Source organism: Mycobacterium sp. NGS69, from assembly GCF_059812165.1.
The window spans coordinates 282,726-301,955 of sequence record NZ_JCALCD010000003.1 but is presented as its reverse complement, the minus strand read 5'-3'; the positions used below and the strand labels follow the sequence as shown (position 1 = coordinate 301,955).

General features: G+C 68.9%; 17 protein-coding genes and 2 tRNA genes. 12 read left to right on the top strand and 7 right to left on the bottom strand.

All coding sequences use genetic code 11. The features are described 5' to 3' along the window. Positions 1 to 2 precede the first annotated feature (2 nt). Positions 3 to 509, top strand: a complete 507-nt coding sequence (locus tag AC5Y2S_RS10730) for a PIN domain-containing protein (RefSeq protein ID WP_499956122.1) — start codon at positions 3 to 5, stop codon at positions 507 to 509. On the opposite strand, the gene AC5Y2S_RS10725 is transcribed toward AC5Y2S_RS10730, so the two are convergent. After that, entirely contained in the window at positions 421 to 2,985 is a 2,565-nt protein-coding gene (locus tag AC5Y2S_RS10725; protein ID WP_499956120.1) for an SEC-C metal-binding domain-containing protein, read from the bottom strand. The genes AC5Y2S_RS10730 and AC5Y2S_RS10725 overlap by 89 nt on opposite strands. 176 nt (positions 2,986 to 3,161) lie before the next feature. On the opposite strand from AC5Y2S_RS10725, the gene AC5Y2S_RS10720 reads away from it, so the two are divergent. Both AC5Y2S_RS10720 and AC5Y2S_RS10715 read left to right on the top strand, forming a co-directional pair. Further along, the gene (locus tag AC5Y2S_RS10720; RefSeq protein ID WP_499956119.1) at positions 3,162 to 4,145 is read left to right on the top strand and encodes a hypothetical protein; all 984 of its coding nucleotides are present in this window, start codon (positions 3,162 to 3,164) and stop codon (positions 4,143 to 4,145) included. Between the two features lie 64 nt (positions 4,146 to 4,209). Next, entirely contained in the window at positions 4,210 to 4,428 is a 219-nt protein-coding gene (locus AC5Y2S_RS10715) for an antitoxin (protein WP_499956518.1), read from the top strand. 49 nt (positions 4,429 to 4,477) lie between these two features. On the opposite strand, the gene recD is transcribed toward AC5Y2S_RS10715, so the two are convergent. The 3 genes from recD to recC are packed head-to-tail and all read right to left on the bottom strand — an operon-like array spanning position 4,478 to position 12,786. Next, positions 4,478 to 6,193 carry an exodeoxyribonuclease V subunit alpha gene (gene recD / locus AC5Y2S_RS10710; protein ID WP_499956118.1) on the bottom strand — a complete coding sequence of 572 codons (1,716 nt, stop codon included), beginning with the start codon at positions 6,191 to 6,193 and terminating at the stop codon, positions 4,478 to 4,480. Continuing rightward, positions 6,190 to 9,489 (bottom strand): exodeoxyribonuclease V subunit beta, encoded by a 3,300-nt coding sequence (gene recB, locus AC5Y2S_RS10705; protein WP_499956116.1) that lies wholly within the window; start codon positions 9,487 to 9,489, stop codon positions 6,190 to 6,192. Before recB ends, recD begins: the two co-directional genes overlap by 4 nt. Beyond that, positions 9,490 to 12,786, bottom strand: a complete 3,297-nt coding sequence (gene recC, locus AC5Y2S_RS10700; RefSeq protein WP_499956114.1) for an exodeoxyribonuclease V subunit gamma — start codon at positions 12,784 to 12,786, stop codon at positions 9,490 to 9,492. 71 nt (positions 12,787 to 12,857) lie between these two features. On the opposite strand from recC, the gene AC5Y2S_RS10695 reads away from it, so the two are divergent. The 5 genes from AC5Y2S_RS10695 to cynS all read left to right on the top strand — a co-directional run bounded on the left by AC5Y2S_RS10695 (position 12,858) and on the right by cynS (position 15,936). Continuing rightward, positions 12,858 to 13,373, top strand: coding sequence for a nitroreductase family protein (locus AC5Y2S_RS10695; RefSeq protein WP_499956113.1), 516 nt, complete (start codon positions 12,858 to 12,860; stop codon positions 13,371 to 13,373). 68 nt (positions 13,374 to 13,441) lie between these two features. Further along, on the top strand, positions 13,442 to 14,275 hold the full coding sequence (locus AC5Y2S_RS10690) for a lysophospholipid acyltransferase family protein (RefSeq protein WP_499956111.1): 834 nt from the start codon (positions 13,442 to 13,444) through the stop codon (positions 14,273 to 14,275). Continuing rightward, complete coding sequence (locus AC5Y2S_RS10685; RefSeq protein WP_499956110.1) at positions 14,275 to 14,709, top strand: SRPBCC family protein; 435 nt, start codon at positions 14,275 to 14,277, stop codon at positions 14,707 to 14,709. The genes AC5Y2S_RS10690 and AC5Y2S_RS10685 overlap by 1 nt, the downstream gene beginning before the upstream one ends. Positions 14,710 to 14,719: 10 nt before the next feature. Next, positions 14,720 to 15,475: a class I SAM-dependent methyltransferase gene (locus tag AC5Y2S_RS10680; RefSeq protein ID WP_499956108.1), complete on the top strand. Its 756-nt coding sequence runs from the start codon at positions 14,720 to 14,722 to the stop codon at positions 15,473 to 15,475. A 5-nt stretch (positions 15,476 to 15,480) separates the two neighbouring features. Continuing rightward, on the top strand, positions 15,481 to 15,936 hold the full coding sequence (gene cynS, locus AC5Y2S_RS10675) for a cyanase (RefSeq protein WP_499956106.1): 456 nt from the start codon (positions 15,481 to 15,483) through the stop codon (positions 15,934 to 15,936). Between the two features lie 113 nt (positions 15,937 to 16,049). Here cynS and AC5Y2S_RS10670 read toward each other — a convergent pair whose 3' ends face one another. The 3 genes from AC5Y2S_RS10670 to AC5Y2S_RS10660 form a co-directional block, all read right to left on the bottom strand. Next, entirely contained in the window at positions 16,050 to 16,745 is a 696-nt protein-coding gene (locus AC5Y2S_RS10670; RefSeq protein ID WP_499956105.1) for a crotonase/enoyl-CoA hydratase family protein, read from the bottom strand. A 20-nt stretch (positions 16,746 to 16,765) separates the two neighbouring features. Beyond that, positions 16,766 to 17,599, bottom strand: a complete 834-nt coding sequence (locus AC5Y2S_RS10665; protein ID WP_499956104.1) for a DUF8453 domain-containing protein — start codon at positions 17,597 to 17,599, stop codon at positions 16,766 to 16,768. Positions 17,600 to 17,721: 122 nt separating this feature from the next. Continuing rightward, complete coding sequence (locus AC5Y2S_RS10660) at positions 17,722 to 18,435, bottom strand: MBL fold metallo-hydrolase (protein WP_499956102.1); 714 nt, start codon at positions 18,433 to 18,435, stop codon at positions 17,722 to 17,724. 70 nt (positions 18,436 to 18,505) lie between these two features. Here AC5Y2S_RS10660 and AC5Y2S_RS10655 point away from each other — a divergent pair, with 70 nt between their 5' ends. The 4 genes from AC5Y2S_RS10655 (at position 18,506) to rpmG (ending at position 19,219) form a co-directional block, all read left to right on the top strand. Further along, on the top strand, positions 18,506 to 18,712 hold the full coding sequence (locus AC5Y2S_RS10655; RefSeq protein WP_499956101.1) for a type II toxin-antitoxin system VapB family antitoxin: 207 nt from the start codon (positions 18,506 to 18,508) through the stop codon (positions 18,710 to 18,712). Between the two features lie 96 nt (positions 18,713 to 18,808). After that, positions 18,809 to 18,881: transfer RNA gene (locus AC5Y2S_RS10650), tRNA-Thr, on the top strand. A gap of 52 nt (positions 18,882 to 18,933) precedes the next feature. After that, a tRNA-Met gene (locus AC5Y2S_RS10645) sits at positions 18,934 to 19,007 on the top strand. Between the two features lie 44 nt (positions 19,008 to 19,051). Continuing rightward, positions 19,052 to 19,219, top strand: a complete 168-nt coding sequence (rpmG, locus tag AC5Y2S_RS10640; protein ID WP_066907182.1) for a 50S ribosomal protein L33 — start codon at positions 19,052 to 19,054, stop codon at positions 19,217 to 19,219. Positions 19,220 to 19,230: the final 11 nt, after the last annotated feature.

The following is a 19,230-nucleotide window of genomic DNA, read 5'->3' as shown; positions in this document are numbered from 1 at the left end:
GGATGCGCGTCGTCCTCGATACCTCCGTGCTTGTCGGGGCGGAACCGCCAACGCATGTAGACGCTGCGATTAGCGTTGCCTCGATTGCCGAGCTCCACTTTGGAGTCCTTGTCGCCGGCGACGATGACGAACGGGCCTCTCGCACGGCGCGGCTGGGCGCAATCGAATCCGCGTTTGACCCGATTCCGATCACGGCTGAGATCGCTCGAGAATGGGGTCGGCTATCAGCCGCCGTGCGAAGTCGCGGTGGTCAGCCCCGGTGCCGTTCAATCGATCTCGTAATCGCTGCCACCGCAAACGTTCACGGGGTCCCCTGCTCACCCACAACACCGGGGACTTTCAGATCATCAGCGACCTCGTTGACGTTCGCCACCCGTCGGATGTTCAGCCGCCCGAGCCGGATGAAAACCATGCCCTCGGCTAGCGCAGACCCAGCGCGGCGCGCAGCCGATCGGCGTCCATCCCGCCGCGTCCGGCCGCGCCGGCGGGAAACGAGTCCAGAAGTTTGATCAGGTCGCCACGTCGGGTGGGGTCGTCGGCGGCCTGCCGCGGGGTGCGGCCGTCAAGCGCGGGGATGGACGTGTCGAGCCAGTTGGCCTCGTAGTCGCGGATGAATTCGTTTAGGACCGCGGCGATCTCGGGGTCGTCGGGATCGAGCACACTCCCGTTCGAGGACGGTGATTGCTCGGCCAGCTCGACGGCCTCGTGGGCGTCGTGCACCGGCGTCCGGGAGTCGTCGATCACGGTCATCGTGGGGTCGACACGCTTCAGAGTGGCCAGCACGCGGTCCATCCGTTCTTCGCTGTTGGTCTCCGCTTGCAGGGTGTCGCCGTCGAGGATCAGGGTGGCCCGGATGCGCTGCATGCCGCGCGTACTGACGTGCTCGTGCCAGCGCGCCGGCTCGTCACCGTCGACCCGGTCGTAGAGGGCGTCGAGCGCGACCTCGATGCCGGTGTGGTCGCCGAACCGCACGGTGGCCTCGCACATCGTGAGCGGATCGCCCTCGGTGTTGGTCAGCGCCGGCGGCGCAAAGCGGCGGCTCAGCTGCGCCACAAGTGTCACCGCATCCGGTTCGCTGTCGAGCAGGTGGATCAGCGGGTCGCGCTCGTGCAGCGCAACCGGTTCCACGCCACCGAAGAATTGCGCGGTGACGCCGGCGGGCAGCACACGCGCGCACACCAGCTGCCCGCGCTGTAGCTGGCGACTGGCGGCCCGCTCCCTCACCTGGTGCGTTTCGCCGGTCCGCACGTCGCGCACGGTTATGCCCTCGCCGGGTTGCACCTGCTCGACGTCGAAGACCGACCGTTCCACGAGCAGCCATTGCGCGGCCAGCAGCCGCTCGTCGTCGGGTAACAGCGAGCCCCGAAGCTCCAGGAACTCCTCGAAGGCGCCGCCCTCGAAAAGCACGGCGTCCAACACCAGCGGATCGCTTAACGCCGCGTCTACGGCGTCGGGATCATCGCCGACGTGACGGCAGCGTTCGTAGCCGACCTCGAACAGTAGGTCGTTCCATCCGTTGAGCAGCGCGTGCTGGACGGCTTTCGCGTACAACCAGGCCGCCCGCTCGCCAAGCGGAAGCTGTTCTCGGCCCAGGTGACATTTCTTGTACTTGCGGCCGGATCCGCACCAGCACTGCTCATTGCGGCCGAGGTCGCGGCGCGGCTCGACCTGGCAGTGTTCCAACAGCTCCATCAGCGGGTGGTCCGGCCCGGCGCCGGCGCGGCGCAGCAGCGCCAGTCCCCGCGTGGCGTCGCCGCGATCGGAGGCGAAGCGGGCCAGGTCCAACAATGGCAACGGCCAATCCGGATCAATCGACTCGGCCGCGAGGAACTCGCTTTCGGCCTCCTCGATGTCGCCGATCCGCTCCAGCGCCACCGCGCGCAGCCAGCGAAAAGCCACGCGGGCCGTCCGCGGCACCTGCGGTTCCATCATGTCGGCGAACGCGCCCAAGGTGGCGGCGCCGCCGGGGCCGTCTCCGATCGTCTCGTCCACCAGCAGCTCCGCCAACATCGGGTCGGCAAGCGCGGCCCCCAACTCACCCAACAGAGCGGCGGACTCGTCGACTTCGTGCTGGCCCTCGTGCTCGTGGTCTTCGGTCGACGCGTCTTCCTGCGCATCGCCCACGTCGGCGGATTCGATCAGCAGCGATACCCGTTCGTAGAGTTTGACCAGCGTGTACAGGGCGACCGCGTCGTCGCGGTCGATGTCATGTCTGTTGGCCAGAACCGTGCAGCCGCGCTCGAAATCCCAACGGTCCCAATCGAAACCGCCCGGTGCGAGCCACTCGTCATGGTGCGTCAGGCCGCAGTCGTCGACGATCTCCGAAAGGGGCGGCAACGGCTCGGTGAACGCCGTCGGGTCCTGGGTGCACACCGTCCATACCGCCGCGTCGAAATACGTCGGCTCATCGGCGTCGAGCGTCGCCGCCAACAGGGTCCCCACCTTGCTATCCGCGACCGCCGTTACCCGCTCGACCGCGAGGCCCTGCTGGGTTAGCCGCACCCCGACGAGATCCCCGTCGTCCACGCCCAACGCGGCCAGGGTGCCGGGGGCCAGGAGCAACGCGCCGAGTGGGTCGACCACCTCGGGCGGGATGCCCCGCTGTTCGAGCAGTTCGTCGTCGTAGTCGATGAGCACCGTCTGCACCGATGTCCCGTCGACGAGTTGTTGGTACTCGGTGTGGTCGCAGAGCGCGGTGATCGGGCTCAGATCCGGGTTCACGGTGAGCAGCTCGTGCGCAACCTCGTCCGCGCTGACCCGGTGCGTGAACACCCGTCCGGCCAGCAGCGTCGGCAGCCATATCCACCGTTCGTCGACCAACTGCCTTGCGGGATATTCGATTTCGTATCGAATCTGCTTGAGTACGTTGTCCGGCTCGGCCACCCCACCGTCCCGCAGCCGCTGGGCGATGTCGTCCTCGTGCAGGGGGCCGTGCTCGGCCAGAATCCTCGCCGGGTCCCGCACCGGGTCGACCGCTTCCGCCACGGGGACCACCCTATGCCGCGTCTGGCCGACTGGCGAGGCCCGTCGGTCAACTTGTGGATATCCCGCACCTCAACCCGGGGCCCGATGCTGTCTCGACCGGTTCTTGTCGGTCTCCCGCTGCACACTCGGGTCAATCAACGCGATGTCGGAGATCGCGTTACAGCGAACGGGGTGCTATGGGAAACAGGGCGAACTTTGTCGTCGTGCAGGACGGGGATTGGCGACTGTACTACTCACACTGGGCGGGCTGTCGGATACTCGATGCGTTGATCGGCGGGCCGGGACTGGCGCTGCGGTATGCGCAATCGCTACGGCATTGCCCCAAACACGAGTGGGTCGATCCGCTGTGGGCTGATGGCGGCGCGGTGGTCGATCGCGATCGGCGGCGGGTGTTGTTCTTCGGCGACGAGTTGATGGTCGAAATGGGCGCACGCCGGGCCTTAATGGGTGTGCTGGCGGCGGTATGGCCGGGCTACTGGATCGGCTGGGCATACGACGGAACAGCCGAGCTGGCTAGATATGTGGGGGCCGAATTGCGTCCCCACGGCTGGGACAAGCAACCAAGCCTCTGCCTTGCGGAGGATCCAGATGCGTTGTGTCATCTTGTTTCTGTGCTCGACGGCACGGGGCAGGTCCGCATGTGGCCGCTGTGGTGGGATCTCAGCACGGCGTGGCACGGGCCCGCGCTATTGGGAAAGCTGCCGGGCCGCGGCGTTCGAGGTTTGGGGCTCGGCAAGATCCCGGAAGGCGGCGTACATATCGACGTTCCCCGAAAGACGGTGGGGGCGTGGCACACCGCCGACACCATGGGCATTTTCCAGGCTCTGCCGCAGATTTGGAGTGGGTGGCGGACGGAATGCTGGGAGGACCGATTCGAGGAACAGGCGGCTCGGTGCGGGGTCGCCTTGCGCCTTCCCGGATTGGATCTCGCCGCAGGAATCGACAAGGCCAGGGCGCGGCTCCGCGACAGGGTTTTCCAGAGTTTCGCGGATGGTCCGGCGGGTCAGGTGCTCGAACTATCGAAGTTGCTGGCACGAATCGGACCCGGCCTCGTGGTAAGCGACGATGCGCTCACCGCCTCCGGAGCCCGACCGCGCGAGGCCGAGTGGACCCGGTTCGCCGAGGCATCCGACGTGTATGGAAATGGCCATGCGGCGTAGGTCGCTGCATCGGGACATCGTGATGCAATGATGGGTTGATCGTGCGCACCACTATTGACGCACCATTATTGATCTGCCCGACGACCTGCATCAGCTGGCGCTGGCGATTGCACGGGATACGCACCGCACCCTGAGCGAGACTGTCGCCGACCTCATCCGGCGCGGCCTCGGAGCCGGCAACACTTCCACGATCACCAGGGATTCGAGGACGGGACTGCCGTTGGTGAGTCTTGGGACGGTCGTGACTTCCGAGGACGTGCGCTCTCTGGAGGACGAGGTGTGACGTTGCGGTGCTCATTTCCACGGCGAGTTGACGTCGCGCGGCACCAGGATCAGCGCGCCGCCTGCAGCCGCTGGCGCAGCCCGCTCGCCCGCACCGCCCGCCGTCCGATCGCGGCGCGCACCGACGCCTCCGAACCGACCACCCGGACCTTCGCCTTGGCGCGGGTCACCGCGGTATAGAAGAGCTCGCGGGTCAGCAGCCGCGAATCCTCCGGCGGCATCAGCACGGTCACCTCGGCGGCCTGGCTGCCCTGGCTCTTGTGGATCGTCATCGCGTGCATGGTCTCGATGTCCGCCAGCCGGCTGGGGGAGAAGTCGAGTGGCCCGGTGGCGCCGGCGATAACGGCCCGCAGCCCATCCTCGCCGGCGACGACGACGCCGGTGTCGCCGTTGTAGACCTTGAGACCATAGTCGTTGGCAGTCACCAACAATGGCCGACCGGCGTACCACGTGACGAACGCCGGCTGGCCCGTTTCCTCGGAAAGCCAGCGCTCCACCTGCCGGTTCCAGTGCGACACCCCGTACGGTCCGCGCCGGTGCGCGCACAACAGCCGGTGCTCGTCGAGCGTCGCCAACGCCGCCCCGGCGGCCCCGAGCACCGCGGCCTCCCGCACGCGCAGCGCATGGGAAACCAGCACCCGGCGCAACCGGTCGGCCGGACGATCGGAGTCGATCCACTCGATGTGCTCTCCGCCCGCGGCCAGCAACCCCACCGCCCGGTCGTCGTCGCCGGTGCGGATCGCCTCGGCGAGCGCCCCGATCGACTCGCCGAACCGGTGGGGCGTGCGCAGGGCGGCAACCCGGATGTCGTGACGGGCGGTGAGTCCCTCCACCAGGTCCGCGAGCACCGCGCCGGCTTCCACCGAGGCGAGCTGGTCGGGATCGCCCACCACAATCAGCCGCGTGTCCGGGCGCACGGCCTCCAGCAGCCGGGCCATCATCGTCAACGACACCATCGATGTTTCGTCGACGACGATGACGTCGTGCGGCAGCCGGTTGCCGCGATTGTGCTTGAACCGCACCGACGTATCCGGCCGCGAGCCCAGCAGCCGATGCAGCGTGGTGGCCCGCAGGCCGGCGAGCCGCGCCCGGTCCGCCGTGTCGAGCTTCTCGACCTCGGCGGCCACCGCCTCGGCCAGCCGCGCCGCGGCCTTGCCGGTCGGTGCGGCCAGCGCGATCCGGGGCCGCGGGGCGCCGGCGAGTTCGGCCTGGCCGACCAGCAGCGCCAGCAGCCGCGCCACCGTGGTGGTCTTGCCGGTGCCGGGCCCGCCGGTCAGCACCGTAATCGCCTGCGACAGCGCGATTTCGGCGGCCGCTCGTTGCTCGTCATACTCCGGGTGGGGGAAGAGCCGCTGCAGGGCGGGCACGTCGCCCGCTGTCCCGGACACCGAGAGCGCCAACAGATCGGCGCACACCTGCTCCTCCTCGAGCCAGTACCGATCCAGGTAGAGCAGGTCCCCGAACAGCCGCAGGGCCGGCGGCGATCCGAGCAACGGACTGGCCCGCACCGCGGCCAGCCAATCGTCGGCGGCCGGCCAGGGCAGGCCGGCCATGCCGAGCTGCGCCGCCACCGCCCGCAGGTCCACGCACACCGAACCGCCCCGCAACGCGCGCACCACGAGCGCGATCGCCAGCGCCACCCGCTCGTCGGGCTCGTCGGCGAGCGCGGTGAGGCGCTGCGCCACATGGACATCCGCCGCCTCGAAGACGCCGGCGTCGCCGAATTCCCGCAGCAATCCCTCGGCGCCGATCGCCTGCACCGTCATGCGACGGCCCTCCCCGCGTCGAGCAGATCCGACAACGCCGCAACCAACGACGACGGCGGGCGCCAGCTGAACACCCCGGACGGATGCCCGTCGACGGTGGGTGTGTCCGTCCCGCACATCCCGCGCACGAACAGGTATAGGACACCCCCGAGATGCCGGGCGGGATCGTAGCCGGACACCCGCCACCGCAAGAACCGGTGCAGCACGACGCTGTACAACAGCGCCTGCAGCGGATAGTCCGAGTGCAGCATCGCCTCGACCAGCCGCGGGCGGTCGTAATCGGCCGACGTCAGCGGCCGCTCCGGATCGCCGAGCCAGTTGGTCTTGTAATCCACCACCAGATAGCGGTGCCCCGCGCCGTCGGGAATGCGTAGCACGGCGTCGACCGAGCCGGACAGGTAGCCGCGCAACGACTGGCCACCCAGCGCCGGGCCCGTCAACCGATCGGCGTACGAGGCCAGCGCATCGTCGGCGGGCAAGTGCTCGCGCAACACCGCCCCCATGTCCGCCAGGAGAATCTCGGGTGCCGTCCCGCGCAGATCGCCGCCGGCCAGCGGAAACTCAAAGTCCATCTCCCGCAGGCGATCACGCAGGCCGATCCGCCGCAGCGTCAAATCGCCGGCCAGCGGGCCCAGCGGGGTGTCGTGCATCGGCACCAGCGCCGCGGCCAGCGCCTCGGGCGCCACGTCGACCGGCCACCATACCGAGTGTCGCCGGATGTGCGCCTGAAGCTCGGCCGCCAGATCGGCGGCCAGCGGGTCGGCGGTCTCCAGCACCGCGTGCACCAGGGTGCCGAACTTCGCGCCCATCGGCAGGTCGGCCATCGGCGAGGGCATCTCCGGCCCGGATGCGTTCTGGGCCAACGGGACTGCGCCGGATTCGTCGTCCAGCTCGGTGACCTCGGGCTCGCTGCTCACCCCGGTGGACTCGGCCACCCGGATGAGACCGGAGTAGGACGTGCGCCGCCAGCCGGTGTCGATGCTGCGGTGGAAGTGGCGGTTGGCCAGGTTCGGTGGGACCGGCTCGGGAGGCATCGCGGGCAAAGCCGGGACCACCACCGACTCCTCGATCACCGGCCCGCCCGCGGCCTCCCATTCGCGCAGCCGGGCCAACGCGTCGTCGTCGGAGATCTTCGCGGGCTCGCAGCGGTCCGGCACGAACGCCTCTCCCGGCCGGCGACCGCGCAGCAGCCGTGACAGGCCGCCGTTGGGTTCGTCGAAGGCGGGCGACCACCACGCCACCACCTGCGACTGCGCGCGGGTCATCGCGACGTAGGTCAGCCGGCTGGCGTCGCCGGCGTCCTCCGCGCGTCCCAGCGTCTCGACGGTCGCGAAGTCGGGGCTGTCGCTGCCACCGACGTGCAGGCAGCGCACCCTGTCGTCGTGAAACAGCACGATGTCGCGTTTGGGCACGCTGCGGTTGAATGCGAACGGCAGGTACACGATCGGGTACTGCAGCCCCTTGCTCACGTAGACCGTCATGATCTGGACGGCGGCCGCGTCGCTGTCCAGCCGACGGTTGCGTTCGGTCGAGCCGATGCGTTCGTCGCGCTGGCGGCGCAGCCAGTCGCGCAGCGCGGGCAGGCTGTAGTGCTCGCGGTGCGCGACGTCCTGAAGCAGTTGCGTGATGTGTGCCAGATCGGTCAGGTGGCGCTCGCCGCCCTGCCAGGACAACACCCGATCGCCCATGCCCCGCAATTGCGCGGCCTCGAAGATCGCCGCGACACCGCGTTCGCGGGCATGGCCCGCCCACTCCCGCAAGGTTTCTGCCACTCGGTCGGTCAGCGCGTCACCGCCGGCCGCCAGCGATTCGGCGGTCTCGCCGAAGAACATCGTCGCCGCCGCCGCGCGGACCACGCCGGGCCGGTGCGGTTGATCGAAGGCCTCCAGCAGGCAGAGCCAATCCTCGGCGGCATCCGATGTGAAAACGTCGGAGTCGCCGGTGTACACCGCCGGGATGCCCGCATCGCACAGCGCCCGAAAGCAAGCGCTGGCGTCCTTGTGCCTTTCCACGATCACGGCGATGTCGCGGGCCTGCAGCGGCTCACCGGCGAACGTCGCGCCGCCGGCCAGCAGCGCGCGGATGTCGGCGGCCAGGTCGGCGCCGATGTGGCGCCGCAACTCCTCGATCGGCATGTTCGCCAAACCCCTGCGCCCCAACGCCGTTCGCGGCACCACCCGCAACCGGAACGGATCGTTGTGGGGGGCGCCGGCAAGGCGGTGACCTCGATGGTGCGCTTCGACCTCGTTCACCACGATCGCGGGATCGCCGAGCCGGGCGCCGCGCAGCACCACCTGCAGCCGTTCGACCAGCGCGGCGTCGCTGCGCCAGTTGGTGCCCAGTGTCTTCTTCTCGCCCGCGGTCTCGGCCGCCCGCAGGTACGTATCGATGTCGCCGCCGCGGAACGCGTAGATGGCCTGCTTCGGGTCGCCGATCAGGACCACGGTGGAGCGCCCGCTGAACGCGCGATCGATGACCTGCCACTGCACCGGGTCGGTGTCCTGAAACTCGTCGACCATCACGATCGGCCAGCGTTGATGCATCCGCACGCGGGCGGGCGAATCGTCGGTGGCCAGCGCATCCGCCAGCCGGCTCAGCAGGTCGTCATAGCTCAGGACCCCCAGCTGCCGCTTGCGGGTATCCAGCTCGGCGAGAACATGTTTCGCGAACCCGACGCACACCGCCGCCCGCGATCCGGGGGCCGGGTCGAGCGGCCGCAGCTGCGCCGACGGGTTGTTGGCCACCTCGCGCGCCAGGCGCAGCGCATCGCGGTAGGCCAGCAGCGGATCTTCCCGCTGCTGACCGAAGTGCGCCAGGTACAGATCGTCGACGATCTCGGTGACGAGCTCGTCGAGGCTCTCGATCAGGGTCACGCTGGCGGCGGTGTCGCCGGCCACCCCGAGCGAGCGCAACACCAGCTGGCAGAACTGATGGGTGGTCGCGATGGTCGCCGCGTCGAATCCGGCCAGCGCGTCACGGAGGCGCTCCCGGCGCAGCGCGCGCTCGTCGTCGGTGCCGTCCAACAGGTAGGCCACCAATTCATTGGCACCGGCACCGCCGTCATCGAAAGCGGCCACGGCGTCGACGATTTGGCAGCGCACCCGCTCACGCAGCTCCTGGCTGGCGGCCCGGCCGAAGGTGATGAGCAGCATCTGGTCGAGCGTCGCCGCGCCCTCGGCGAGGTAGCGGGTCACCAGGCCGGCCAGGGCGAACGTCTTGCCGGTTCCCGCGCTGGCCTCCAGCACCGTCGTCGAGCGATCGGCGGGCAGCGGGCCGAGCAGGTCGAAGCGCTCCATCTAGCCCGGCCTCCGCTCGGCACGCAGCATCGGCAGCCAGACCCGGGCGGCGTAGGCGCCGAGCCGGTTGTCCTCGCCGTCGCACTCCTCACCGGGCCGCGGGGCAGCCATCAGGTCCGCCAGGCGCGCGTTCTTGCCCCAGGCCCGCACGTGGGCGGGGGCCTCGTTCTCGCCGGGATAGTTGCCGGATTTCCACCGAAATTCCGCCTCACGGACGGGATCGTCACCGCAATGCCGGGCGGCCGCCCAGGCATAGGATGTCTTGACGGGCAACGGAATCGGCTCCCGGCGCCCGGCGTCGTAGATCGCCACCAGCTCGCGCAGCAGCCGGACGGCCTCGTGAGCGGGTTCGGGCGGGCGCCCCAGCCCCTCCGCCCGCGGGGTGGTGCCCCGCTTGGCGCGGCCGATGCACACCGCCGACCAGTCGCGGCCCGGGTCACGAGCGGTCAACGCCAGCAACGGAATCCACGACTCGAGCAGGTGCTTGCCGTCCAGCCGGGAATAGGTGACTGACACCAGCCGGTCGCCGTACACCGGCGACACCGTGCCGGTGAGCCGTCGCCCGGAGCCGAGCTCGATGTCGACGTCGTAGGCCCGAGCGTCAGTCCGCCGCAGCCGCAGCGCCTCCCTCGCGAGAACGGTGGCCTGATCGCGAATCTCGGTGGCCTTGCGCCACCCCAGCTGACCGGGCGGCAGGGTGCCGCGGCGCCATTCGGCCTGCCGCGCGTCATCGGGCGTCATGCCGCGCAGGATGTCGCCCAGCATCCGGTCGCCGACCGTCCATTCCTCGAGCGCGTTGAGGTCGACGGGCATCGCGTCCTGCACGCCGTCGACGTCGCGGGGCAGCGTGAATTCCAGGGCGCGGAAGAAGCCCTTCACCGGATCCTTATAGAAGTCCACGAGGTCGGCGAGGATCACGTCGTCGGCGGGCGGTGGCGGCAACGGCCCGGAGATGAAGTCGGGCCGCTCGCCCCGTTCGCCGCCGGCCACCCGCGCCGCCCGGAGCACCGTCGGGTCGAAGCTGAACGGAACCTTCGGCACCAGCTCGCCGGGCGTGACGTTGCGAATGTCGAACGGCTGCAACGGATGCTCGACGAGGACGCGGTCGCGGACGCCGCCCGGCACGGTCATGTCGAGGGAGTCCAGCAGTTCGGCCAGCGGCACCGCCGGCGGGCGCGGCTGGCCGGAGTACTCGTTGGCGCCGGTGTAGGTGATCACCAGTTTCTCGGTGGCCGCGCCGATGGCGTCGAGCAGCAATTGCCGGTCTTCCGAACGGATGTCGCGTTCACCGGTCATCGGGTTGCGGGCCAGCACGTCATCGCCGTCGACGACGCCGAGGCGCGGGAACACGCCGTCGTCGAGTCCGACCAGGCACACCACCCGGTGCGGCACCGAACGCATCGGCACCATCGTGCACACCGTCAGCGTGCCGGTGCGGAAGTTGGCCCGGGTCGGGCGCCCGGCGAGGTGCCGGTCGAGCAGCGCGCGGACGTCGGGCAGCCGCAACTCGGTCTCCGCGCGCGAGCCGGCGTCGGCCAGCACCTGGGCGAACTCGCGCTGCAGCTGGCTGGTCTGCCACAGGTCCGAATCGTCGACGCGCGCCAGTAGGGTGGTGCCCTCGGTCAGGGCGGCCAGCCAGTCGCGCAACGGCCGCGCGCCGGTGAGCGAGTCGACGACGTGTTGCAGCCGACAGACGAATTCGGCCAACTGCCCGGCCAATTGGACGCGGTTGCTGCTGACATCGTCCAGGGGGAGGGTCGCGTCGATCCAGGCGTGCGAGTCGTCGGACATCGCGACGCCGGTCAGCACCCGGTCGATTCCGAAACGCCAAGTGTTGTGCACGAAGTCGACGTGATACGGCCGCCGGTGCTCCTGGTCGAAGCCCCACCGGATGTTCGCCTGCCGGACCCAACGGGTGATGGCCTCGAGGTCGTCGTCGGTGAAACCGAAGCAGGCGCGCACGGGCGCGGCCTCGGCGAAGTCGAGCACCTCGCTGGCGGTCACCCGGCTGCCCGCCAGCGCCAGCAGCTGCGCGGCCACGCCGAGCAGCGGATTGGTCTGGATCGGCGAGCGGTCCGCGAGCCGCACCCTCAAGCGGTGGGCGGGGTGCGCGCCGCGCACCACGTCGCCGAGCCCGAAGTCGGCGACGATCAGCGGCGCGTAGGTCTCGATGTCCGGACACATCACCAGGATGTCGCGCGGCTGAAGCGTCGGGTCGTCCTGCAGCAGGCCGAGCAGCACCTCGCGCAGCACGTCGACCTGACGGGCCGCACCGTGGCAGCTGTGTATCTGAACGGAGCGATCGCCCGCCGCGAGTGTGCGCCCTTGGGGCCGAACGGCATTGGCCGCGATGTCGGACTGCAGCCAGCCGAGCAGCGTGTCGGTGGGCTCCCGGCCGGGCAGGTATTCGTCGGTCGGCGGATCCGCCGGCAGGCCGCGCTGGAGTTCGCGCAGGTCTCGCCCGAGCGTGGCCAGCAGCGGATGCCTCACGTCACGGTGGCTGACGTCCGCGCGGCGGGGAATCGCACCGCGGGCGCCGGCCAGCGCCGTCCAGAGTCCGTCGCTGGGGTGTGGCAGCCACAGGTGCAGGTCGTGGTGGGTCGCCAGCGCGTCGAGTAACTGCACGTCGGTGCACGCCAGGCGGGTGTGCCCGAACAGCGACAGCCGCGCCGGCAGGTCGCTCGGCCCGTCCCGCAGCCGGTCGACGGCCTTGCGGTGGCGCACGTGCGGGGGGTCGGCCTGCACGCGCCCGACCAGCGCCCGCCACAGTTCCGGCTGCCAGAGCAGGTCCTCGTCGAGGTTTCCGGTGTTGCCGTCCAGCCAGTCGGTGAGCAGTTGCGGGCGCTGCCGGGCGTACGAGGCGAACAACCCCGCCAGCCGGCGCGCCGTCGCATACCGCCGGGCGCGGCGCAGCTCCGACTCCTCGCCGGTGTGGAAGTGGCCCAAATGTGTTGCCAGCGTTGCACACCACGCCTCGTCGAGGCTGCAGTCGATGACCTCCAGCAGCGGCCACGTCATCGCCTCCGGCGACCAGGGGTCGTCGTCGACCGTGCGGGTGATTTCGGCGATCAACGACGCCGGGCTGCGAAACGCCACCCCCGCGCACACCCCGTCGCCGCCGGCGGGCCCGGAGCCGAGCACGTGCGACAGCCGCTGAGAAAGCCAGCGTTCCACGCCACGCGCGGGCACCAGCACCAGCTCCTCGGCGAACGGGTCGGCCTGGGGGTTGGCCAGCAGGGCGCCGAGAGCGTCGGCGAGTGAGTCGGTGCGTTCGGCGCGGTGGAGATGGAGGGCCATTGCGCTGCCACCATAGAACGCCGCACCGACGGGCGGGGATGATTCCGCGCCGACATGCCGTTCGACATGGCATGGAAGCTTGGGACGCGATCAGCGCGCGACGCAATGTCCGGCAATACACGCCACAACCGGTGTCGGAAGACGACCTGAACCGCATCGCCGAGGCCGGCTGGCGGGCGCCGTCCGCGAAAAACCGGCAGCCGTGGGACTTCGTCATCGTCACGGACCGCGATCAGCTGCGGGAGCTGTCCACGGTCTGGCAGGGCGCCGGTCACATCGCCACGGCCCCGGCCGCGATCGCGATCGTCGTGCCCGAGCCCCCGGACCAGCGCAGGCTGGTCACCGACACCTACGACATCGGCCAGGCCACGATGGCGATGATGATCGCGGCCACCGACCTGGGCATCGGGACGGGCCACTCGTCGGTGGGCGATCACGACAAGGCGCGGGCCATCCTGGGCGTGCCCGACGACCACCAGGTCGCCTTCCTGCTCGGCGTCGGCCATCCCGCCGACCGTCCGCTCACCCCGATCCGGAAGCCAAATCGGCGCCCGTTCGCCGAGGTCGTTCATCACGGGCGATGGTGAGTCACCGCCGGTCGCGGTAGCGACGAAAGACTCTCCTTGCTTTCACCTTGCTGTGCCAGGCTAAGACCATGGTCGGCGTCGCGGATGCCATCGGTTGGCTCAGCAAGCAGATCGTCGACCGGGTACCTAAGGCAGACCTGGACCAGCGCGACCCGGACTTCATTCGCGACCAGTTGCCCGGCACGTGGCTTCTGGCGTCGTTGTATTTCCGGGCCGACGTCCGCCGACTCGACCGCATACCGCGGGAAGGCCCAGTGCTGCTGGTCGGCAACCATAGCGGCGGCAACGTCCCGCCGGACACCTTCGTCTTCACCCTCGCGTTCTGCTCCTATTTCGGCGTGGAGCGCCCGTTTTATCAGCTCGCGCACAACCTTGTCACCCTGTATCCGCCGCTGCGCTGGCTTCGCAAATTCGGCACCGTAGCGGCCAGTCCCGAAAACGCCTGTCTGGCACTGAAATCCGGTGCCGCCGTGCTGGTGTACCCCGGCGGTGACTACGAGGTCTTCCGCCCTTCGTGGCAGCGACACGTCGTCGACTTCGGCGGCCGCAAAGGCTTCGTGCGGCTCGCCCGCGACACCGGCGTGCCGATCGTGCCGGTGGCCAGCGTCGGTGGTCAGGAGACGGCCCTGTTCCTCGGCCGCGCCCAGTGGCTGGCCAGGCTGCTACTGCTCGATAAGCTGTTCCGGCTCAAGAGCGTGCCCATTTCGCTGGCGTTGCCGTGGGGGCTGAATGTCAGTGACCTGCTGGGGCACATCCCGCTGCCCGCCAAGATCGTCATCGAGGTGCAGGAGCCTGTCGAGGTGCACGACGACGACCAGGCCGTGTACGACGAAGTGGTCGCCAGCCTGCAGGCGGGCGTCGATCGCCTTGCCGCCGAACGCCACTTCCCGGTGATCGGCTGATGCGCGTCGAACGCACGATCGTCATCAGCGCCGAACGCGACAGCGTGTGGAAGGTGCTCAGCGACCCGGATCGCTACCCGTCGTTCCTGCCGCACCTGGAGCGCTGGGAGACACTGACGGAAGGTCCGGCCCGGTTGGGCGCCCGCTACACCGTGCTATGGAAGATCGGCTCGATCCCCGTGGGCGGTGTGGCCGAAGTCGTGGAATTCGACACCGCGCGTGATCTGGCCTGGATCAACATCACCGGCGTCACGCAGCGCGGCCGGTTCCGGTTGCGCGACGCCGGGCCGGGCCGAACTCTCGTGACGTTTCGCCTGGCCTACAGCTCGGAGGGTGGCCTGCTCGGCCTGATCGCCGACCGTGTCGCGGCTTTCTGGGTCGGCCGTTCACTGGACGAAAGCCTGAAAAACCTTCGCCGCCTTGTCGAGTCGTAAGGTCGGGACCGTGCATGATCACCGCGGCGACTACGGAATCGACGGCTCATTCAAGACCATCTCGGCGCGCGCCCAGGGCATAGGTGTCGGCGCCCAGGCGGCCGCCCTGGGGGTGTGGGCCGCGGTCAGCTGGGCGCGCGGCAGGCGGGCCAGGGCGGCGCTGGCCGGGGGATCGGGCGCGGCCCTGCTCACGGCGATGTTCTGGTACATCTACGCGACCCGCTCGGGCAAGTTCGTCGTCTGGGACCGGGTGCTCGACGAGCTGCGGCTGCGCGGCGACGAGACCGTGCTCGACCTGGGATGCGGGCGCGGCGCGGTGTTGATGGCCGCGGCCAAGCGGCTGCCGCGGGGCCGGGCGATCGGCGTGGACCTGTGGCGCGCCGACCAGACGGACAACTCACAGCAGGCCGCGCTGGCCAATGCGGCCATCGAAGGGGTCGCCGACCGGGTCGAGGTGCGCACCGGCGACATGATCGCCCTGCCGCTGCCCGACGAAAGCGTGGACGTCATCGTCAGCAACCTGGCGATCCACAACATCCCGAGTCGCGCCGGCCGGTGGAAGGCCCTGGACGAAGCGGTTCGCGTGCTGCGCCCGGGCGGTCGGCTCGCCATCGCCGACCTGTGGGAGACCCGCAACCACGCGGCCCGGCTCCGCGAGCTGGGCTGGCGAAACGTCAAGCGGCGCAACCTCGGATGGCGCATGTGGTACGGCGGGCCCTGGTTTTCGACGCGCCTCGTCACCGCCACCAAACCGGTGCAATGCTGATACGCATGACGAGAAACGAACTCACCGAACAGGTCGTCGTCGCGCGGTTGACGAAGGGGCTGACCTGGCAGGAGCTGGCCGACGCGATCGGCCGGCCGGTGCTGTGGACCACGTCGGCGTTGCTCGGCCAGCACCCGATACCCCCCGAGCTCGGCAAGGTCCTCGTCGAGATGCTCGGCCTCGACGAGTCGGCGGTGCCGGTGCTGGCGGCCCCGCCCATGCGCGGCGGCCTGCCCTCCGCCGTGCCGACCGATCCGACCATCTACCGCTTCTACGAAGCCCTGCAGGTGTACGGCGGCGCCATCAAGGAGGTGATCCACGAGCAGTTCGGCGACGGCATCATGAGCGCGATCAACTTCAGCGTCGACCTGCAGAAGCGGCCGCACCCCTCCGGCGATCGGGTGGTGGTGACGTTCGACGGAAAGTTTCTGCCCTACCAATGGACGTCGGCGGAAGGGTGAAGTGACGGCCGGTGGCATCCGTGCCACACTGGCCGCGAGGAGGCGAGCAACGCGGTGGCCAGGTCTTTACCTGCCACCGCGTTCGCATTGTCAGTTCAAGCGCATGCGGCGTCTCAGAGCCCGAACTCGGCCTCTATCCCGTCGATTCCGGCGCGGATCGCCGCCAGTGCGTCGGCGCGGGCGCGCAATTTGGTTGCGGCGTGGGCGTGCTGGTGTAGGCCGGCGAATTCGCGCGCGGCCTCCTCGGCGCGGCTGACCACCATCTCGGGCAGCACGATTTCGTCGACAAAGCCCGCCGCGAGGGCGGTTTCGCCGAAGAACGTCTTGGCCAGCCCCGCGGCCTGTTGGTAGGCGGACTGCGTCAGCCGCAGCTTCATGATCTCCAGCGCCGCGTGCGGGATGACCATGCCGATCGCCACCTCGTTGGCCTGGATGTTGTAGGCGTGCGCGGCCACCCGGTGGTCGCCGGAGGACAACAGGAACGCGCCCATCGCGATCGCATGGCCGGTGCAGGCCATCACCACCGGCTTGGGGTAGGACAACAGCCGATACGCCAGCTCGAAGCCGCCCCGCAGCATGTCGATCGCGGGCTGCGCCTGGCCCGAGGTCAGGATCTTCAGGTCGAAGCCGCCGCTGAACACCCGCTCGTTGCCGGTGATCACCAGCGCCCCGGCGTTGTCGCTCTCGGCCCGGTCGATCGCCTCGCCCAGCGCCTGCTGCATGGTCGGGCCCAGCGCGTTGACCTTGCCGTCGTCCATCCTGATGACCGCGATGGAGTCCTTCAGGCTGTAGAGGACCGGGCCGCTCATGGTTGCTCCTTCGATCCTCGTCAGACGTGCTGGCTGCGGTGTTTGGCCAGGTCGGCTTCGGCGTTCCCCCAGCGCAGGCTGACGTCGGTGGGCTCGTCGAGCAGCCGGGTGCGCCACCGCTCCTGGGTCTCCTGCACGGCGCCGTTGATCCGCTCGATCTCGCTGCGGAACACCTCCGGGCGGGTTTCCTTGCTCGCGTAGTGGAAGTAGGTGAGCAGGCCGCGCAGCAGCTCCAGCTTCTGCTTTTCCCGTTTCGCCAGGTCGTGGGTCGTCATCAACTCGATGCGCTGAACCGGCGGCAGCGCATCCCAGTCCAGCACCACGTTCGTCTGCAGGACGGGCCGCTCGCCCTGCCAGAATCGCCAACCACGCGGCTTGTCGAGGCGGTCGTAATAGGTCACGGTCCCGGTGAAGCGAGATTCGATGCCGGTCCCGATTTCGGCGCGGTCGAGCGCCGAGTCCCACACCATCCGCCATTCCTGGCCGGGGGCCAGCACCGGCAACTCGCGTGGAAGCTGCAGTTGTACGACGTCGGCATAGCCGTCGGCGGCATTTTCGTATTCGGCCACCGTCGGCGGATTCGGAAATGAAAAACGGATGTCATAGGCCGCCGTCTGGCCGAAATTCCGGACGACGAGTTCGATCACGTGCCAGTCGGCGGGATGCGGCTCCATGAACATCGCGACGTGGGGCCGGGTCCGTTCCGCGGCCACCCGCCGGTTCAGTCTGAGCTGGCGATTTGTGAAGATCAGCGCGACGACACCCAGCAAGATGGCAGCCCACGCCGCCCACGCCAACCAGGTGCTGGACCCCATATTTGTCACCCCGTGCCAGCCGCCCTGGATCCACCCCATTGAATCCACCCTCCGCTTATATCACAGTGATCTTCGGCGGGAAATTTCGCTGGACCGATCGTAGAGGTATTCGGCCGATATTGCCGACCGGCAATCAGTGCATCGAAATATGGCCCACTCAATTAGCCACCCATCAACATTCGCCACTGATCAAGATCGGCGGCGCGGTACACATAGTTGGAGCGCCTGACCTCCGACAGCGATGCGCTCGGCTCGGCCGAATACCAGTGTCCCGGAAACACTGTCGGGTCGCCCGGCAGCGTGGCGAGCCGCTGCAGACTGCGATACATCTCGTCGGAGTCGCCGCCGGGGAAGTCGGTGCGCCCGCAGCCGTCCAGGAACAGCGTGTCGCCGGCGACCAGGCGGTCCCCGAGCAGGAAGCACTGGCTGCCGGGAGTGTGCCCCGGGGTGTGCAGCAGCTCGATTTCGATATCGCCGATGCTGACCTTGTCGTGGCCCTCGTGGGTGGTGAGGTCGTCGAGGCCGATCCCGGTCACCCGCGAAACCCAAAGGGCTTCATGGGTATTCACGTGCACCGGAACGGCCGCCCGCTCCAGCAGCTCGGCCAGGCCCTCCATTTGGAAGCCCATCATTGAGCCGCCCACGTGGTCGGGGTGATGGTGGGTCACCAGCACGCCGGACAGGTGCATGCCGTCGGCCTCGAGCGTGTCGAGCAGGTCGCCGGCCGCATACGCGGGGTCGACCACCAGGCAGTCCCCGGTCTGACGGTCCCCGATCAGGTAGGCGAAGTTGCGCATCTGCGTCGCGAACATGTCACCGGCGGCGAAATCGCGACCCGAGAGCAGTTGGCGGAAGTACAGCCGGTCCTCTGGCACCCGACCAGACTAGGGCCTGGCCGCGGCTCGCCGCTCGGTTCAGCCCACGCCGAGTGGGTATTGTTGGCCCATGAAGAAGACGGTCGAGATCGAAGTCGACGACGATCTGGTCCAAGAGGCGATACGTCGGTTCCATCTGGCCGACACGCGCGAGGCCGTCCATCTCGCGTTGCGGACCCTGCTCAGCGAGTCGGACGCGGCGGACCAGGGCGACCAGGAGTACGACGAGTTCAGCGATCTCAGCGCGTGGCAACCCCATCGCGACGCGACCAGTTGAGGAGCCGCCCACGGCCACGTCGGTGGTTTGGTGACGTTGCGCGCCAGGCTGTACCCTCTTTTAGGCCCCGCGGCAGGACTGTCGCTTGGGTGAACGGCCCCCTTAGCTCAGTCGGTAGAGCGTTTCCATGGTAAGGAAAAGGTCAACGGTTCGATTCCGTTAGGGGGCTCGGCGGACGCCGAGCAGGCAGGCGGCCCACACCCCAACCGGGGTGGCCCCGAGGCGATGTAGCTCAGTCGGTTAGAGCGAACGACTCATAATCGTTAGGTCGCCGGTTCGAGTCCGGCCATCGCTACAAGGCAAAAGCGCGACTTGAGAGAGATTTGAGAGAGAACGGACATGGCTTCCAGTACCGATGTGCGGCCCAAGATCACCTTGGCATGCGAGGTGTGCAAGCACCGCAACTACATCACCAAGAAGAACCGCCGCAACGACCCCGACCGCATGGAGCTGAAGAAGTTCTGCCCCAATTGCGGAAAGCACCAGCCCCACCGCGAGACACGGTAGGGCCGCAACAT

Coding starts and splice junctions, on each gene's coding strand:
- AC5Y2S_RS10730 (WP_499956122.1), top strand. CDS start 3: ATGCGCGTCGTCCTCGATACCTCCGTGCTTGTCGGGGCGGAACCGCCA.
- AC5Y2S_RS10720 (WP_499956119.1), top strand. CDS start 3,162: ATGGGAAACAGGGCGAACTTTGTCGTCGTGCAGGACGGGGATTGGCGA.
- recD (WP_499956118.1), bottom strand. CDS start 6,193: ATGACGGTGCAGGCGATCGGCGCCGAGGGATTGCTGCGGGAATTCGGC.
- recB (WP_499956116.1), bottom strand. CDS start 9,489: ATGGAGCGCTTCGACCTGCTCGGCCCGCTGCCCGCCGATCGCTCGACG.
- recC (WP_499956114.1), bottom strand. CDS start 12,786: ATGGCCCTCCATCTCCACCGCGCCGAACGCACCGACTCACTCGCCGAC.
- AC5Y2S_RS10695 (WP_499956113.1), top strand. CDS start 12,858: ATGGAAGCTTGGGACGCGATCAGCGCGCGACGCAATGTCCGGCAATAC.
- AC5Y2S_RS10690 (WP_499956111.1), top strand. CDS start 13,442: ATGGTCGGCGTCGCGGATGCCATCGGTTGGCTCAGCAAGCAGATCGTC.
- AC5Y2S_RS10685 (WP_499956110.1), top strand. CDS start 14,275: ATGCGCGTCGAACGCACGATCGTCATCAGCGCCGAACGCGACAGCGTG.
- cynS (WP_499956106.1), top strand. CDS start 15,481: ATGACGAGAAACGAACTCACCGAACAGGTCGTCGTCGCGCGGTTGACG.
- AC5Y2S_RS10670 (WP_499956105.1), bottom strand. CDS start 16,745: ATGAGCGGCCCGGTCCTCTACAGCCTGAAGGACTCCATCGCGGTCATC.
- AC5Y2S_RS10665 (WP_499956104.1), bottom strand. CDS start 17,599: ATGGGGTGGATCCAGGGCGGCTGGCACGGGGTGACAAATATGGGGTCC.
- AC5Y2S_RS10655 (WP_499956101.1), top strand. CDS start 18,506: ATGAAGAAGACGGTCGAGATCGAAGTCGACGACGATCTGGTCCAAGAG.
- rpmG (WP_066907182.1), top strand. CDS start 19,052: ATGGCTTCCAGTACCGATGTGCGGCCCAAGATCACCTTGGCATGCGAG.